This window comes from Microcoleus sp. MOSTC5, assembly GCF_036701825.1.
GTDB classification, from domain to species: domain Bacteria; phylum Cyanobacteriota; class Cyanobacteriia; order Cyanobacteriales; family Microcoleaceae; genus Microcoleus; species Microcoleus asticus.
Window position 1 is genome coordinate 20,473 of the sequence record NZ_JAUBRK010000033.1, and the last position, 18,165, is coordinate 38,637.

Annotated in this window: 13 protein-coding genes; 2 read left to right on the forward strand and 11 right to left on the reverse strand. The window is 46.6% G+C overall.

What is annotated here, in order from left to right; all coding sequences use genetic code 11:
- Positions 1–38 precede the first annotated feature (38 nt).
- Positions 39–1,247 carry a DegT/DnrJ/EryC1/StrS family aminotransferase gene (locus tag QUA54_RS19000; protein ID WP_333415854.1) on the forward strand — a complete coding sequence of 403 codons (1,209 nt, stop codon included), beginning with the start codon at positions 39–41 and terminating at the stop codon, positions 1,245–1,247.
- Between the two features lie 601 nt (positions 1,248–1,848).
- Positions 1,849–2,976, forward strand: a complete 1,128-nt coding sequence (locus QUA54_RS19005; protein WP_333415855.1) for a glycosyltransferase family 4 protein — start codon at positions 1,849–1,851, stop codon at positions 2,974–2,976.
- Positions 2,977–3,123: 147 nt separating this feature from the next.
- On the opposite strand, the gene QUA54_RS19010 is transcribed toward QUA54_RS19005, so the two are convergent.
- The 11 genes from QUA54_RS19010 to QUA54_RS19060 form a co-directional block, all read right to left on the reverse strand.
- On the reverse strand, positions 3,124–4,311 hold the full coding sequence (locus QUA54_RS19010) for a glycosyltransferase (RefSeq protein ID WP_333415856.1): 1,188 nt from the start codon (positions 4,309–4,311) through the stop codon (positions 3,124–3,126).
- A gap of 409 nt (positions 4,312–4,720) precedes the next feature.
- Complete coding sequence (locus QUA54_RS19015; RefSeq protein ID WP_333190842.1) at positions 4,721–4,945, reverse strand: hypothetical protein; 225 nt, start codon at positions 4,943–4,945, stop codon at positions 4,721–4,723.
- Positions 4,946–5,186: 241 nt separating this feature from the next.
- Positions 5,187–5,927: a low-complexity tail membrane protein gene (locus QUA54_RS19020; protein WP_333415857.1), complete on the reverse strand. Its 741-nt coding sequence runs from the start codon at positions 5,925–5,927 to the stop codon at positions 5,187–5,189.
- Positions 5,928–6,157: 230 nt separating this feature from the next.
- The gene (locus QUA54_RS19025; RefSeq protein ID WP_333415858.1) at positions 6,158–6,337 is read right to left on the reverse strand and encodes a hypothetical protein; all 180 of its coding nucleotides are present in this window, start codon (positions 6,335–6,337) and stop codon (positions 6,158–6,160) included.
- Positions 6,338–6,339: 2 nt separating this feature from the next.
- Complete coding sequence (infB, locus tag QUA54_RS19030) at positions 6,340–9,519, reverse strand: translation initiation factor IF-2 (RefSeq protein ID WP_333415859.1); 3,180 nt, start codon at positions 9,517–9,519, stop codon at positions 6,340–6,342.
- A 418-nt stretch (positions 9,520–9,937) separates the two neighbouring features.
- On the reverse strand, positions 9,938–10,216 hold the full coding sequence (locus QUA54_RS19035; RefSeq protein ID WP_172191971.1) for a YlxR family protein: 279 nt from the start codon (positions 10,214–10,216) through the stop codon (positions 9,938–9,940).
- A gap of 280 nt (positions 10,217–10,496) precedes the next feature.
- The gene (nusA, locus tag QUA54_RS19040) at positions 10,497–11,780 is read right to left on the reverse strand and encodes a transcription termination factor NusA (protein WP_333415860.1); all 1,284 of its coding nucleotides are present in this window, start codon (positions 11,778–11,780) and stop codon (positions 10,497–10,499) included.
- A gap of 270 nt (positions 11,781–12,050) precedes the next feature.
- On the reverse strand, positions 12,051–12,518 hold the full coding sequence (rimP, locus tag QUA54_RS19045; protein ID WP_333161177.1) for a ribosome maturation factor RimP: 468 nt from the start codon (positions 12,516–12,518) through the stop codon (positions 12,051–12,053).
- A gap of 420 nt (positions 12,519–12,938) precedes the next feature.
- Positions 12,939–13,151, reverse strand: coding sequence for a hypothetical protein (locus QUA54_RS19050; protein WP_333415861.1), 213 nt, complete (start codon positions 13,149–13,151; stop codon positions 12,939–12,941).
- 71 nt (positions 13,152–13,222) lie between these two features.
- The gene (locus QUA54_RS19055) at positions 13,223–14,614 is read right to left on the reverse strand and encodes a response regulator (RefSeq protein ID WP_333415862.1); all 1,392 of its coding nucleotides are present in this window, start codon (positions 14,612–14,614) and stop codon (positions 13,223–13,225) included.
- Complete coding sequence (locus QUA54_RS19060; RefSeq protein ID WP_333415863.1) at positions 14,611–17,436, reverse strand: ATP-binding protein; 2,826 nt, start codon at positions 17,434–17,436, stop codon at positions 14,611–14,613. Before QUA54_RS19060 ends, QUA54_RS19055 begins: the two co-directional genes overlap by 4 nt.
- Between the last annotated feature and the right edge of the window lie 729 nt (positions 17,437–18,165).

Sequence of the window (18,165 nt, forward strand, 5' to 3'; positions counted from 1 at the left end):
CCATCCATCAACTCTACTTACTGGGTAACATTAGGAAAATGAACAACAATCCAATTCGTTCAAAAGACCGTTTCTTGGTTTTCGGCGCTCCGGCGATCGAAGATGCTGAAATACAAGAATTGGTGGCAACCATGAAAACAGGTTGGTTGGGTACAGGCCCGAAAGTCATGAGATTTCAAGACGAATTCAATGCTTACAAGGGTTCTCAGTACGCCACAGCAGTAAATTCTTGTACGGCGGGACTGCACTTGAGCCTCCTGGCTGCTTCGTTACAACCGGGGGATGAAGTCATTACTACTCCGATGACTTTTTGCGCTACAGTTAATGCGATCGTCCACGCCGGGGCAACACCGGTACTGGCGGATGTAGATCCGGTGACAATGAATATTGACCCGGATCAAGTCGAAGCTAAAATAACTTCAAAAACTAAAGCAATTTTGCCGGTTCATTTCGCGGGTCGTCCCTGCGATATGGATGCGCTTTGCGAGATTGCTAGCCGTCACAACTTGAAGTTAATTGAAGACTGCGCTCACGCGATCGAAACAGAGTACAAGGGACGTAAAGCAGGCACATTTGGCGACTTCGGATGCTTTAGCTTTTATGTTACCAAAAACATTACGACGGGCGAAGGAGGAATGATTCTGGCGGCCAGTAAAGAAGACGCCGACAGGCTCAACATTTTAGCGCTGCACGGTATGAGCAAAGATGCTTGGAAGCGTTTCGGAGACTCGGGTTACAAGCACTACCAAGTGGTGGAAGTCGGTTTTAAATACAATATGATGGATCTGCAAGCTGCGATCGGCATTCATCAAATGAAACGAATTACTCCTTATTGGCAGCGGCGGGAGCAAATTTGGCAGCGCTACAACGAAGCTTTTGCGGATTTGCCGATTACTTTGCCCGCGAACCCGGAACCGGATACAATTCACGCTTATCACCTGTACACAATTCTGGTAGATGAAGCCAAAGCAGGAATCAGCCGCGACGAGTTCCTCAACGCTATGAATGCGGAAAATATCGGTGTCGGCGTGCATTACATGAGTATGCCGGAACATCCTGTGTATCAGGAAATGTTTGGATGGCAGCCGGAAGACTATCCGAATGCTGCGTACATCGGGCGGCATACAGTTAGCTTGCCGATTTCGGCAAAATTAACAGATGCAGATGTGGAAGATGTCATTGCTGCTGTTAAAAAATGTTTGGCTATCGGCAAAACTAAGAATCTGGTTTTGGCAACAGCAGGCTAAAGTCCTGAAATAGTTTGCCATACAAAAATCCTAGCTGTTTTTTCAGAAAAGCAGCTAGGATTTTTTTTTTCGATGTTTTTTTCTTCACAACGCCTTTGACAAGGTAATTATCAGCACCTCACTTTAATTAAACGTAAAATCCAATAGCTTTTAGACTCCCGACAACTAGGCGCGAAGTTGGGGTTCAGGGTATTCTGTTTTTTTAAGTGGTCTTACTTAGCAAATCCGGGCTTAAAACCCGGTCTGTTATCTTAGTCCGTAAGAACCAGGACGAAAGTATGTGTAGCAGCAATTTCAATCGCCAAGTTATCTAAAAAGCTTGAAAAGCCCTATTTAGTAAGAGGACGCTAAACATATTGGAAAAATTTTCAGTGCGTTTTGGATGCTGCTGTTTCATTCTTTACAGTAAAAATACATAATTTTGGGTTCAGGGCCTTGTCAGTGAATTTACTGAAATGTTATCTTGTCACCATACAATCACTGTCAGACGGCAGAATCTACTTTTAAATCAAACGAGACTGGTCTCTAAACCGAGCCTCATTTTTCTATCTTCGTGTTTAGAAAAAAGTAGAAAAACTCTAGTTAACTCAAGATGAATCCCATGTTAAAACTAAGTGCTTTATCCCCAATACATTGCAATGACCGAGCCATCAGCCACGTATTTTTTTCAGTGTGCAAAGAATGGCAACACCCTGAGCTGAAAGCTCGCATGGTTGTCCCGAGTTGCGATCGCTCCTGCCGCGGCTCCAATATAGTTGAAGCAATTCCGTCATTTCTGAAAAAACTGTATTACCGCAGCCCCAGTCTTCCCAAAATTAAGACAGAGAAGCGTTTTCTCAAAGATCTCAAAGATTTTGATGCTGCCTACTTGTGGCCCGGTCTCTCCTTAGATACTGTAAAGAGCGTCAACAAGCAGAGCAAGCCGATTTTCTGGGAGCGAGTTAATACTTGTCAAAGGCAAGCTAAGAGTATCCTTGACGATGCTTACTCTCGCTTGGAATTGCAACCTCAACACGCAATTACCCCAGAAACAATTAAGAACGAAGAGCAAAAACTCAAGCTAGTTGACTTTCTGTTTTGTCCCAGTCCGGCAGTAGTAAAATCGTTTCAAGAAGCCGGAGTTCCTGAAGAAAAACTGCTGTTAACCACTGAAGGTTGGTCGCCCGAAAATTTCCCCAATTATAACTCCCACAAACCGCCGTCAGAGGAAATTAACATCCTGTTTCTCGGTTTTGCCTGCGTCCGCAAAGGGACTCACCTGCTCTTGCAGGCTTGGGAGCGAGCAGGGATTAAGGGAAAACTGACAATTTTTGGCAGACTCGAACCGGCGATCGCTCAAACTTGCAGCCATTTGCTGGAACGTCCTGATGTAGTTCATTTTGATTATGCCTTGGACTACAGTTCTGCCTATCGCCAAGCTGACTTTTTTGCCTTTCCCAGTCTGGAGGAAGGTAGCGCACTCGTTATCTATGAAGCAATGGGTCATGGTTTGCCGATTCTCACTTCACCGATGGGAGGAGGCGGTGTTGTGCGTGATGGCATTGACGGCATAATTCTCGATCCCTACGATACAGACGCCTGGGTGGAGGGACTCCGAAAACTATCTAATTCTCCTGATTTGCGGGCTAAGATGGGAGCCGCCGCCCGCCAGCGAGCTTTGGAGTTGACTTGGCCACAAGTTGCTGCTAGGCGCGGAAAGCAGATTCGGGAAAAAATGCAGGCAAAATAAATACTAAAAAGGAGAGGACTGACGAAGAGTCTTTATTGCCTAAAATCTTTAAGAAACGACTCTTCGTCCTCACTACTTGCCTGATGGTGGTTATATGACAGGACTACATATAAGTCCTACTCAAGTTTAATTAGAGCGACCTAATTATTAACTTTGCTTTGAGTTGTAGCCTCCAGAAGCCAGCCGTTTGTCAAATAACCACTGTTTGCTTTCAGGGGAATCATCCAGCCAGCGATCGATCAATTCTGCCCATTTGACAGGTAGGCGCAACTCATACCAGGTTGAGTGAGAAGCGACAGAAAGATTGTGGTAAAGCGCTGAATCCGAAATTACTTTTTCGATAGATTCGGCTAAAGCCAGAGAGTTCCCCGCCTCAAAAATCATGGAATTAACGCCGTTCTTCAAATAGATTTTAAACATCGGGTGATCCGAAGCTACTATCGGTGTTTGAGTGCGTAAAGCGTGCTGGATTGTCAGTGGAAAACCTTCGGGATATTCGTGCCTGCTAGCAACCACAACGAGATCGCATTCTCTCATTAAAGGTTCTATAGTCTGAGCTGGTACTACTCCCAGAAATTCTACAGAATCTTTAATTTGCAACTGTTCGACTCGCTTAATCAAAAACTCTTCTTCGCCTGTACCTGCCAATTTTAAGTTAACTGATATATTCCGCTCTTTTAGCTTGGCTACGGCTTCTAAAATATCACCAACTCCCTTGCTTTGTATTAACAAGCCCGCGTAAAAGAGTTTCAAAGTGTTCAGGGTCGGTGGGAGTTCTTTCGGCGACAAAGAGCCGGGATTGGTCTCTATCAGGAAGTCCCAAGGAATTATTTTCTCTGGTTTCACTCCAATTTGTTTGAACAATAAAGATGAAGTAAGGCAGTAAGTCCCTACCCATTCTATTTGCTTGTTATTCAACAACTTGGCTAGGAAATAGTTGCGGATTTTATTTCGCCAACTTCTGGTCGCAATAGATTCTGCAAATACAGCGATGGTTCTAATTTTGTTTTTAATTGCCCACTTAAAAACATCTGTAAGAGTCGTCCGCATCACTAAATGAGTCGGCTTTTGGTCGGCAATTAACTGGATCAATTTTGGGTAATTAATTTTGTGATTAAATCCGCAAGCGATCGCCCGCACGCCGTTTTCTAGAACCAAATCCTCAAATTTTGGTGTCATGCAGCAAATAACAGTTACGGACTCCGCTCGTTTTGCCATCTCGGTAACGGCATCAACAGAATATTTTTGAGCGTAGTATGTTTCGCTTCCACCTTTGGCTAAACGCTGAAAGGCTTCTGCGTAATCGCCGGCATACTGAACTATGACTAAGCGCATTTTCCTCAACTCTGGTTGTACAGTATTTAATAGGACTTACGGTGCAAAAGATGTGTAAACACGGTGATTGGGACGGCTTGATGTACCGCCACGACCGCACTATTAATTTTATTTTGCTTCAGCCTTATTATAAAGAGTTTCGGCAACGGTCACGTCAATAGATAGCGGCTGCAGTCGCTTTGTATGGGGGGTTTTAGGCTAATTTTTTCTTGATTTTTCTGATCGTGTGCTGCAAGTAAAATGCGGGAATTAATCCAGACTTAGTAAGCAGAAATACTCTCCCCTGCAATTTGATGTCCGAAGTTGGGCTCTTGCTCACTTTGGGTACTCACTTAGCATATTGGAGGGGATGCCAGCAGAATTTGCCTGTAAAATTCACAAACCGTGACAATATTTGGTTTTAAGGAATTCAGTAAGCCAAAGTTTCTAAAGTTTCCCGCAGATAGGAACGAACCTGCTGATCGATGGTGGCATTTTGCTGCTGACGCTCAAAATTGAGTTCTAGCTGCCAGCGTTGAAATCCTGAACTAGCGCCGATCGCTTCTTTGAGACTGCCCCAGATTTCAGAATCTTCGCACAGCTCGATCGGCTCTCCGGCTTGAGGCTGTTGTGAGAGCGGTAGATAATTCGCCATATTGTTATACCTCTGTTTTAATCCCCTGTAAGGATTGAAAGCTTACCTTGACACTCTCTATTATAGATTCTTCTCTCCAAATAACCAATATAAAATATCCACAGCCTGCGATTAAAAATTAAATATTAAGACTATTAATAATCTCAATCATAGGAGGGGAATTTCTTATTTTTTTCAAAGCATACATCTGTCCAAAGTAAAGTAGCTTAAACTACAAGTGTGCCCATATTAATTTTTTATTTCACTTTTTTTCGTTCGACTCTTCCGGTAGAGATGTAACGCCGTTGATGTCAGCAGGTTTTGGGTTGACAATACTGCCGCCTGACGAATTCCCTATGCCGGATGCTTGCCCCCTTGGCTCTGCGGGTGCAGCCACAGCGGCAGTTGTCTCGGCTGCAAAAGCCGGCAAAAGTCGATAGACTTGCCAAGGCGCGATCGTAAAATCCTGCCGAATTTTTTCTAAAACATGAGGCTTTGTCGCTGCAAATTCTGATTCCGGCGTCAGCAAAACCCCCATGACACTAGCAGACACCTGCAAAAACAAATTGCTAGCGAAAAAAGCAGAAGCTGCCAACAACAATCCAGCCCACCGCAAGGAAGGAGGAAAGGGAGCCACCGAAGCCGCGAGGGGAGCGAAGCGGTAGAGCTGCCACAAAATAACTGCCAGCAAAACAGCAACAAAAAGAGCGATTCCTTTATTTAACTTAGTTTTAAACCGAGTCAGAATCCGCTGCTGCAAAGAAGTTAAATTCTGCGGTTTCACCGCCACCACTAAAATACTAAAAATGTAAAAAGGGCGGAACCACTGCATCAACAGCACAGGAACAATACCTGCTACAGCCACTAAAAACATTTCTAACCACACAGGGAGCAGGGGAGAACCCACTGCGAGTCCCAGCAAGCACAGTCCCAGGAAAATCGGCAGTGTAGCCGCCCCAGAAAGATGAATCCACAAAAAAGTATCTGACCAAAAAGAACGCACTTTAAATAGTTATGAGTTATGAGTTATGAGTTATGAGTTTTAACAGTCTGAGACGCACTCTTGACCCAGAAATCCGGTGCGAAGAGTACATATCTAGCGGTCAAACCGAGCTTTTTGGGAAGAATATCGGTTGCTTTGCGTAAGTCTTATTTGAGTTTTAAATTTTAAATTTTCAGCAACAGGCAAGACGATTAGGACGTTTTTAATTGCTGACATCTCTGCTTTTATTGCTACTTCCTTCTCTCCCAGATTACTAAAACCTTTTTCCTTCTTCCTTCTGCTATAAGTTGAAAACAAAAGTTGCGAGTGATGAGTTTGGGAGTATTGAGTGAAGAGAATAGTGGCGAGCGATCGGCAATGTAGTTGCCTTCGCTCAAAACTTCTCTTCCAACCCAACACTCACAACTCAAAACTATTGAGATAGAGTCCGGCGCTTAGTAACCATCCGGTAGGCTTCAATAAGATCGCCCTCCGCCCAGTCGCTAAACCCGCTCAAGGAAATGCCGCATTCAAAGCCCGCATTGACTTCCTTGGCATCTTCCTTCATCCGTTTTAGGGAGTCGAGGACACCTTCGTAAACGACATTGTTGCCCCGACGCACCCGCACCTTACAGTTACGGATGACTTTGCCAGAGAGTACCATACATCCAGCCACAGCCCCGCGACCGATCGCGAAGACAGCGCGCACTTCGACTTGACCCAAAGGTTCTTCCACCAATTCGGGTTCCAGCAGGCCTTCCATCGCCCCTTGAATGTCATCCAAGAGGTTGTAGATGATGCTGTATTCCCGCACGTCTACGCCTGCTTGGTCGGCGGCGAGGCGAGCGTCAGTGGCGAGAGTAGTATTGAACCCGATAATTACAGCGTTGCTGGCTGCAGCGAGGTCAATATCCGTTTCTGTAATTTCCCCAGGAGCAGATAGCAGCAGTCGGAGTTGAACTTCTTTTTGAGGAAGTTGAGTCAGAGCGCCGACAATTGCTTCGAGGGAGCCTTGGACATCTGCCTTCAAGATCAAGTTGAGTTCCTTGAGAACGCCTTCCTTAGCTTGTTGAGAGAAGCCGCTGAGGCTGATCCGGCCGCCTTGCAGCAGGCGGGAATCTCTTTGGGATGTAGCTCTTCCAGAGGCGATCGCAGCAGCTTCTTTTTCGTTTGCGAAGACATCAAACTCGTCTCCGGCGCGAGGAACTTCCCGCAGCCCTAGCACTTCCACCGCGAAGGATGGAGTTGCTTGCTCTACGCGCTCGCCTCGGTCATCGATCATTGCCCGCACCTTGCCCAAAGCCGAGCCTGCGACCACAATATCGCCCACTCGCAGAGTGCCGTTCTGCACCAGCAGAGTTGCCACAGGCCCCCTTGCCTTGTCGAGGTGAGCTTCAATCACAGTACCCTTAGCCGGTCGGTGCGGGTTGGCGTTGAGGTCTTCCATTTCCGCCACTGTCAGAATCATTTCCAACAGCGTATCCAGGTTTTCGCCTCGGATCGCGCTGACTGGAACCATCGTGATATCGCCGCCCCAGTCATCTGCCACCAAACCGTACTCAGTAAGCTCTTGCTTCACCCGTTCCGGCTGAGCACCCTCCTTGTCAACTTTATTGATAGCCACGACAATTGGCACTTTCGCCGCTTTCGCGTGGCTGATCGCTTCAATTGTCTGGGGTCGCACGCCGTCGTCCGCCGCCACCACCAAGATGGCGATGTCCGTAACCCGTGTTCCCCGAGCCCGCATCGCTGTAAAGGCTTCGTGGCCGGGCGTATCCAAAAATACCACCTGCTGGCTCTTGCCTTCGTGTTCCACATCTACGTGGTAAGCACCGATGTGCTGGGTAATGCCCCCAGCTTCTCCCTGAGCCACCTTGGTTTTGCGGATCGAGTCGAGCAACGTAGTTTTGCCGTGATCCACGTGACCCATAATCGTTACTACTGGGGGACGGCGTTCGAGGTATTCCAAATCCGCTGCATCCAGCATCTCGATCACTTTGATAGCTGGGGCTACTTTTTCTGGCGTTTCCACCTCTACGCCCATTTCTTCGGCTACCATCCTCACCGCTGGAATGTCCAGGGTTTCGGTAATATTTACCGCAATTCCTTTAGAGAAAAGCCGCTTAATAATTTCGGTTTCGGGAACAGCCAGAGTAACTGCTAGTTCTTGAACGGTCATCGGCCTGCTCAGCAGCAGCTTTTCTGGACGTTCTACCTTAGCTTCCGCTGTCTTGCCCCGGTTGCCGCGTCCCCCGCTGGAGCCTGAAGAAGAACTTTTATCGTGAGAAGGGCCTGGTCTCTTATTTTTTCCGCTGCTTCCGGGTGCGCCCGGAGTTGGTGTTGACTTGGGTGCTGCTTGTCCCTTCGCTTTAGCTGGGCGGGCTAGGGACAGGCTGACCGTGACTGGTGCTGGCAGATCCAAGCCGTTTTCTAAGTCATCATCATCCTCGTCTATGGGTTTGAGGCGAGAACGTTTTGCCTTAACAGCCTTAGCAGCTTTAGCAGCATCTGAGTTTTCGTCATCATCTTCTTCCCAAATGACCGATGTCTTTTTGGCAGGACGAGGGAGGGAGGGCCTTTCGAGGAGAGGAATCTCCAGCAACGGCGTATTATCTTCTTCATTGTCATCAGTGTCATCCCCTATGGCTGCGGTGCCACCGCCCCGGCTGCGCAGCCCGGTAGCTGACGTTGCGGGGGCAAGACTCCGGCGCGGGCCGCCGGGCTGGGGTCGATCGGCCAGTTGAGTTTTTACTGGGCCACCAACGCCTTCCCGGCGCGGTCTTTGCGCGTCGCGAGATTCGGTAGCAGTTCCCGGTGCAGGTCTGCTAGGGCGGCTCGGTTTAGCCGGCGCTTCCAGAGTTTCTGACTGTTCTGATTGCTCTTGCTCGGTTTTTGCAAGTTTGAGTACCGGCTTGTTTCCCAGATTTTGTGGGGTACGGCTAGCCGACTCGGACGCTGCTCTAACTGGCGGCGACGTGAGTTTGGCCGACGGCCCGGGGGGAGCGAGCGGCGGTTGCTTGGTGCGTTCGGGAGCCTTTTCCAATGAAGGTTGAGGTGTCAGAGGTGCCTGAGCCTGCGCGGTTGTTTCCGCGATCGCACCTACTGTTTCCGACACTGTTTCCGACACTGTTTCTGACGGAGCCGCCGAGACAGCGACATTTGGCTTGGACAGTACAGGTCGATTGATATTTGGTTTAGCTGGAGGCTGGAGTTGTTGAGCTGCGGGCGACTTGGGAGGAGTTGCCACGGTGGCCCCAGGCTGGGTTTTTTGCTCCTCGTTGCCCGCAGGCTGGGAGTTTGCACCAGCCGGCCGTACTTTTGGACTGCGTATTTCTAAAATTTGTTGCTTTTTTTGTTGGTCGTTAGGGTGAGGGCCAGATTCTCTAGATGGCGCTGCTGCTCTTTCGGGGGGAGCTGGCTTGCCGGGGGAAGAGTGGCTGCTGGCTACGTATTTTTCCGCCGTTTTGCGAATGCGCTCTGCTTCTGATTCTGTAATTGTGCTGCTGTGGCTCTTGACTGAAATATTGAGCCGCTCGCAAACTGCCAAGATGTCTTTATTATCCAAATTTAGTTCCCGTGATAATTCGTAAATTCTTACTTTGCCGTTGTTCATCCACTCTGCCCTCTTTTGTGCCAACCAGTTTTTACATTGTGATTTTTTGTTCTAATGACGACATCATTCGCTGTGATTGATTCAGTGTCAGGAATCGGGGTTTTGGTACTCGCTCAGCAATTTTATCTAAAAGATGCAACTCGCTGAAGTCTGCGGTTGAAGAATTCTCAAGTCTGTTTGGGAACTTGGAACTCCGAAGTCTGAGTTTTGGCAAAACCCACTCTCTCAAGCTTCAAAGTTTGCCTTTCCACCTTGAGGATACCTCTGGTAGTACCCTACCCTTATCTAATCTGACACAAATCTTTCCAGACTGGTGGGCAGATCGGATTGGGGTTTTATAGCTGGCGCTACCGGTAATTACTGGTAGGGCTGCCAAGAGGGTTTATACAGTCGATACCGAACTATTGTCGGTTTTTCGTCAGGCCCGGTCAGAGTAAGATGTACAGTCAGATGTGGCTAAACGCTGCCAAAGTGTTTGGTACAGTTCGTCAGACACAGGCGCTTTGAGCGATCGCCCAAGTCGATTTTTTTTCTGAGCTGCTTTGAGGCATTCGCCTTCCCGACAAAGGTAAGCAGATCGGCCCATGCCACGATCTAATTGTACCTGATGAGAAGGATAGAGCCTGACTACTCGCCAAAAAGCTTCCTTAGGAGCTATTTTTCGACAACTTGCACAGCACCGGTAGTTCGATTTCATTTCTTGTGAGAGAGGGAGTAGGGGGAGAGGGGGCAGTAGGGGACAAGTCCTCCTTGTCTCCCGAAGAGAGAAAATTTTATGACAAGGAGTCAGAAGACAGAATTCAGAATTCAAAATACGCCATGTCCCAAGTCAGGGGTAACGGTCACGGAAAAAATTTTTTGCGATCCCCGATTAAAATCGCGGGATTTCAACCTCGATTCTCCATCCTGTCGCACAGAACCCATTCTGGATTCTGGCTCCTGAATTCTGAATTCTTCTTCGGTAAATGTCACAGTTTTTAGACGGCGGCTTCTGTTTCCTCCGTGGCGACTGCCTCCTCTTCCTCAAATTCTGCGGTTTCCTCGTCGTAGTCGCCCGCTTCGTCTGCATCGTAGTCGCCTGCTAGTTCTTCGAGCCTAGTTGCTTCTGCTGCCAATTTGCTGTCTTCGGCCGCGCGATCGTACTTAGCAATATCTTTGATATCGATTTTCCAACCGGTGAGGCGAGCTGCGAGGCGCACGTTCTGACCTTCTTTGCCAATGGCAAGACTCAGTTGGTCTTCAGCGACCAAAATGTGAGCTCTCCTGCCTTCGGGAGCAACTAAACGCACTTCATCTACTCTAGCGGGACTCAGAGCGTTGGCAATATAAGTTGCTGGGTCTGGAGACCACCGGATCACGTCTATTTTTTCGCCGCGCAATTCGTTGACTACTACCTGAATCCGCGATCCCCGCGCTCCGATGCAGGCTCCTACGGGATCTACGTCGCGATCGAGAGTATCAACTGCTATTTTAGTCCGGGGGCCGACGTGCCGGGAGGGCGGATTTGCCTCCCTGGCTACGGCGACAATCCTCACCACCCCGTCTTCGATTTCTGGTACTTCGTTAGCAAACAGGTAAACCACCAAACCTGCGTCCGCTCTAGAAACAAGTAACTGCGGCCCACGAGTAGAGCCTTCGCCTACTTTTTTGAGATAAACCTTGAATGTAGCGTTGGCCCGGTAATTGTCGTTGGGCAACTGTTCCCGCTTAGGGAGTTCGGCATCTACTTCTGGCTGACCGAAGCTGCTGGTGACTGCTAAAATTACCGACTGCCTCTCAAACCTGAGCACTCTTGCTTGAAGAACGGTTTCTTCTAAATCTTTAAACTCTTCTTGAATCATTTTGCGCTGTTGGTCGCGCAGTTTTTGAGCTAGAACTTGTTTCGTCTGGATGGCGGCCATGCGACCAAATTCTTTTTGATTTGGTGTTACATCTACGAGCACGATGCTGCCCGGTTGAGCTTCCGTGGCTACTTCTTGCACTTCCGTAAGTGAGATTTCGTGATCGGGATTTATGACTTCTTCGACAATAGTTTTGTTGGCTAAAACGCGGAAACCTTCTTGTTCTGCGTCGAGTTCTACATCAAAGTTGTCGAAGTATTCTTCGCTGAAGTGATCGAGTTTTTGGGTACGGCGGTAGCGTTCGTATCCTTTGAGCAGGGCTTCTCGCAAGGCTGCTTGGACGGCGTGTTTGGGTAAATTGCGTTCTTTGCTAATACCTTCGACCATTTCTTTTAGTCCGGGCAGGGGAACCATTGACATATAAAACGCTCCTTTTTTGCTGTGGTAATAAGTAACTGGTAATCGGTAATTTGTACTTGAAAAGTTTCAAGGAAAAGTGATGAAAGAGGAGTGATGAGTTACTGGATTGGATTAGGGTAACTCGGTGCTGTAACAATTTATTTGTTGTCCCTATTCAACCCGCAGCTACAGATAGGATTGTTAAAAATCAAATCGCAGCAAAGCGTTTTCAGCTTGCTGCGAGGCAATCTCAAAACTCAAAACTCAAAACTCAAAACTCAAAATTTCCCTTTACCTCTCCTTTCCTTCGTCTAGTTCAACTTTGACAATCTGGGGGCGGGGAATTTTAACCTGTCGCCCTTTTTGATTGAGATAAACCGCTGTTTCATCCCGGGACAGGAGCAGTCCTTTCCACTCTTTGATTCGCGAGTCCGGTTCGGTGGCTTTGACTGTCACGGGGAAACCTTTAAAGGTAATGAATTCTCGATCGCTGCTGAGCAATCGGGATATTCCGGGACTGGAAATCTCTAGCACGTAGGCATCGGGTATGATGTCGGCTGCCTCTAACTCGGCATCGAGGGCTGTGCTCATGCGCTCGCAGTCGCCTAAACCGGTGTCTTGTTGGAGGTTGCGGATGTCTACCCGCAAGACGGGAGGATTTTGGTTGGTGTGAAACACTGCTCCCACTACTTCCAATCCCAGTGTTTCCGCAACGGGGGTAGCTAAGTCAATGATTTGTGGGATTAGGGGATGAGTCATATCGAATACTTAAGTTAAAACTCCTGAACTCGGACACGGCAAGGAAAAATTTGGTGTTGAGATTGCTTGGCTTTGAGGTGGTTTGATTAGGTGGCTGCGACTTTCGTCTTCAACTTTGGGACTTACCTAACATCCCAGCAGGGATCTCAAGCGGGGGGATTACCCCTACTAAATCAGTCCTCAACTTGCAAGTCAGACGCCCTGAGCTCTTTTCCTGCGACTAATGCAACAAAAAAAGTGGGCTTGACCCACTCCTAGGTAAAACAATTTCTTCCAAGAAGTTTGAGGACTTCTTTCGATCGAAGGGAGGCCTCTGTTCTAAGTTTAGCTCGATCGCCCGCCCGGTGACAAACCAATCGCCCTCGGGGGAGCGTCCGAGGGGAGAGGGGGAGAGCTGACAGGGGGAATAAGGACGACTCATCACCGTTTTGGAGTGGGGTGGGGCGAGGGCAAATTCCTTGTTGATAGCGAAGCGGGTGGGTCGCCCCTAGAACTGTTGGCGGCACTCAGGCGTTCTAGGACTGGCGATACGGAGGTTTCTTGGGGAAATTCTAATTTCTGTTCGGACAAGCCCTCTGCTTCTTGATAGGCGGCCAAGAGTTTGACAGTGATGGTGATTGGTAGATTAGACATGGGCGATCCCATGATTAACGGTATATTGACAAAGCAGCAAAACTAAGATTAACCCTAAAAAATCCCCATTACTAATGCTGAATTGGAAGCTCAATTACAAACTCTACCCCCCATTCGGGCGAGGAAATGCAGCTCAGCTTACCACCATGTTTTCCTTCTACGATCTCACGGCTAATCGACAAACCTAAACCTGTGCCTTTACCCACTGATTTAGTAGTAAACATCGGCGTGAATAAATGCTGCATTACTTCCTGAGTTATGCCAACCCCATTATCAGCAATCCGAATCACCACTCTGTCATCCTGAAGCATTTCAGTGCAGATCCGAATCTGTGGACTGTCATTGCTCTGTTTCTTTTCCCCACACAGCGGACAACTGATCGTAGACTCTTCTAAAGCATCAATTCCATTCGCCAATATATTCATAAACACCTGATTAAGTTGCCCCGGATAACACTCGACTAGCGGCAATTTTCCATACTCTTTAATCACTGCAATTCCTGGGAAACTTCCTTTAGATTTCAGTCGATGCGCTAAAATTAATAAGGTACTATCTAGCCCATCGTGAATATTCACTGGCGTTAGTGCCGATGTATCCAACCGAGAGAAATTACGCAGTGACATAGAAAGATTGTAAAGTCGCTCTGTTCCGACCGCCATTGAATCAATAATTTTTGGCAAATCTTCAACAATAAAATTTAACTCAATCTCCTGGGATTTATCCTCAAATTCTGATGTCGAAGTAACGTTGTGCTGGCACAGCCGAGTCATTCCGATCAAATCGGCAATATATTCCTTGGCAATAGGGATATTATTGGAGATAAAACTAACTGGATTGTTAATTTCGTGAGCCACCCCAGCTACAAGTTGACCAAGGCAAGCCATCTTTTCACTTTGAACGATTTGCACTTGAGCTTTTTTAAGATTATCCAAAGCTTGAGAAAGTTCAGCCGTTCGTTCTTCCACTCGTTTTTCTAACTCCTGCGCGAGCTGATGTAACGCTGCTTCTGCTGCAAGCCTGTCTTCAATTTCTCGTTTGAGAAGCAGATTTTGCTGTGCGAGAGTTTTAGTCAAAAAACGCAGTTTTAAATGGAAATTGACACGAGCTAACACCTCCTGTTGTTCAAAGGGCTTAGTAATGTAATCCACCGCGCCTAAATTAAAGCCTTTGACTTTATCTCCTATGTCAGAAAGAGCCGTCATAAAAATCACCGAAATTTCGTTTGTCAACGGACTTGCCTTCAGCCGATGACAGGTTTCAAACCCGTCAATTCCTGGCATCATCACATCTAACAGAATCAAATCTGGCTGACTGTATTCAGCCTGTTCTATGGCAGTTTCGCCATCAATTGCTACCAATATTTCCCATCCTGAACCAGCTAAAGCTTCAGAAAGCACGTCCAGATTGCTAGGGTTGTCATCGACGATTAAGATGGTGCTTGTTTCCATATTTGCTGCCTTCATTCTTTTTCTATCCTGTGGGATGTAATAAACTCTTTGATTTTTTTGACCTGATAGCCTTGGGCTAACTGGCGCAGCTCAACAGCAAAGGACACAAATTTCTGATCCAACTTCTCTAGGTGTTCACTGCGTTTTACAATTCCTTTCACGTTGCCTCTCATCGCCAGTTCAAATAAAAGTTCCATTTCTCCTGGTGGGGGAGCCATGAAAGAGGTCGATTCAGAAAGTGATGTAGGAGCTGAGGAAAGGGGAATTGTGCTGATTTTTTCCTTTTTTAGTTCGTCATATATCCATTCTATTTCCAAATATTTTTGCAACATCTCAAATAGCTCTTCTGCCTGCACGGGCTTACCCAGAAAATCGTTGGCTCCACGCTCCAAACTTTTATGTTGATCTGTAGCAAATACACTGGCAGATGAAGCAATGATTGCCGCTTCTTTATAGTCTGGCAAATTTCGGATACGGCGCATCATCTCAAAGCCATCTAATACTGGCATCACCAAGTCAGTGATAATCAGATCGAACTTAAACTCTTCTACTTTTTCTAAACCCTCTTGACCGTTTTTAGCTTCGGTTACTTCAAATCCGAGGGGTTCCAGCAGATTGACAATGACGGAGAGATTTTCCCATTTGTCATCCACAACCAAAACTTTCTGCTTTCTACCTTGGTAGCCCACGAGTTTTCGTTGCTTGGCAATAGTGGTTGTATTTGCCCAGTCTGCCGCTTCCCGTAAATCCAAATCTAGCCAAAAAACACTGCCTGCTCCTGACTGACTTTTTACTTGAATGGTACTACCCATCATTTCAACAATTTTTTGGCTAATTGTTAAACCGAGGCCGGTTCCTTCCGCCTGACGCTTGCTGTCTCCTACCTGTTCAAAAGGCAAAAATATTTTTTTTAATTGTTCTGGTGTCATACCAACGCCAGTATCTTCAATTTGAAACCGAATTTTGTGAATTGGTGAGCCTGGCTTTTGCTCATTGCTTTTTACCTTTTCGCCTGTCCCATTTTCCAGATGTTCTATCTTAAAAGTCACCCCTCCAGCGTCGGTAAACTTAATTGCATTGCTCAGTAAGTTAATGAGTACCTGTCGCAACCGTTTTTCGTCAGCGTGGATACCAGGAGGCATTTCAGAACTTGGTTGATAAACAAAAGCAATTCCTTTTTGTTCGGCTCGGATGCGGCAAATTTCTGCGACTCCCTGCAAAAAGGAAGGAAAATGGAAATCTTTCGCGTACAGTTCCAATTTCTGAGCTTCAATCTTAGCGAGGTCTAAGATGTCATTGATCAGGGTTAGCAGGTGGGAGCCACACTGGTGAATAATAGTGATGCCTTGGAGTTCTTTCGGGCCCATCGTTTTCGAGCGTTCTAGGATTTGAGCGTATCCTAAAATGCCATTGAGTGGCGTTCTCAATTCGTGACTCATATTCGCTAAAAATTCACTTTTAGCTTGGTTGGCAGTATCAGCGATTTGTTTTGCTTCCGTGAGTTCGGCGGTGCGTTCTTCTACTCGGATTTCTAGCTCGGAATTGGTCTTGGCTAGCGCCTCAAAGGATTCGCGCAACTGTTGTGCCATCAGGTTGAAAGACTGACCCAGAACTTCTAGTTCTTCTACGCCTTTTACCTGCACATTTTTCTCTAAGTTGCCACTGGCGATCGCCCTAGAAGCTGCGCTCAACCGGAGAATCGGGCTGGTAATCCAGCGTGCGGTTAAGATTCCCAAAACGGTAGCCAGCGTCAAGGCCCCCAAACACAACAAAATGGTAGTCTGGGTATTGGCGTTAATTTGATCCATGAAATCGCTTTCAGGAACTACGACCACGATCAGCCAATCCAATCCTCGGCTATCCTGAAAGGGCATAACTTGGAGGAATTGTCGGTGACCGGCGATCGTAAAATCCAATTGCTGAGATCTGCTAATTTTACTGAGGTCGCCAAAGCGTTCTTTTAAATGCGCTGTTGTCAGCCGAATTAAATCATCTTTGCTGTCTAAAGCATTCAGGCGATCGAGTTTGCCATTGTTGGTGATAAATGCTTCTTTGAGAGTTGAACTGCCTACTAGGAGTCCAGAACGTTCCATAATGAATGTCTGTCCCGATCGACCGATTTTTAAGCTTTGCAGAAAGTCACTGAGGAAAGAGATCAAAAAATTAGCAACGAATACTCCGCGCAGTTCGCCACTTTCGTCATACACTGGATGTCCGGCAGGGAGGGAGAGCGTTTTCTGACCTGTAAGCGGAAAAATTTCGCTCCATGTGGGCCGGCCTAAGCGTACATTGTCTTTATACCATGAACGGTTGAGTATATTGTTGCTAGGAGAATTTTTTAAGAGCTTTGTCTGATTGCCTTTGCTGTCCGATTCATAAATATGAAATTCAGTACGACTATCCTTATCTACTCTTTTAAAAAATATTTGACCATTCTCTTGGCGTTCAATAGCAATGAACTCTCCCGTTTTAGTAGCAAAACCCATCTGGGGCAGAGAAGGAAAGGCTTGAATTTGCTCCCACAAATAGCGCTCCATACTCTCCAATTCGTCTGGATTTAAGTATCCTAGGCGAAGGGCATTGGCATTCAGTTGATTGACGCGAGGGGCTGTGTCTAGGTAAGTGTTGAGCTGCTGCTGGATGCGGGCCGTAATTTCACTCCGCAACTGGCTGGCAACTTCGTTGACTGCTTTTTGCCCGTTGCGTAAGGATAGCCAGCCTGTCAGCCCGACAACAGCAAAGATTTGCACGACGAATGGCAATACTAAAATCAGGCGAAGTGACAGCTTTTTTTGAGAACGGTTTGACAGGAAAGTGGTTGGAGAGGTCTGTGACATTGATTGCTGTTACTCCTAGGGTAACGAGTTGGCTGAAAAATCTCTGTGGATTTAGTGAAATGAGGCTGAGTAAATATATATTGAAAAGCAATTTATAATAGTTATTGAAAATTTTTAGACAGTAACTTGCTTTAACAAGCATGGCTACTTACGTGTTTTCTATAATATAGTTATAATTCTAGCTGACTAAAGATGCTGATGCGCCTGATTTTTTTTCTAGCATTTGTAAAAAATTTTAGCTTTGAGGAAAGCAGTTAGCAATCCTATTTAATAGATTACTGGGTTTAGAGCTATTTGTAGTAGTTTTTAACTTTACTTTACAGATTGGCTGCCAAAAGTGTAATTTCATCAAACTTACATATAATATATTAATATAATATACCTCTAAAAAAAATGATCCCTCTGGCTAAAAAAAACATGGCACACCAGGCCGCGGAGAACCCTAACGGTCGTCTAACTAACTACTGCGCTGAAGATTTGATGCACAACCCTGCAGATGACTCTCGTAGACAATGCCGATCGCACATGAACCTTTACAATTCCAGCAAGTTTTATTTGCAGGAGTTACAGCAGGGTAATTGCTAATTGGGGAGGAAAAAAATAAGTAAAGCGGTGCAGCAGAGGGGATTATGACACAGGATAGGAGTTAGGGCTATTCTTGTAATTCTGGGAAACTATCTAAGCTTAATAGTGAATTTGGTATTATAGGTGAACACATGGCTGGCAATG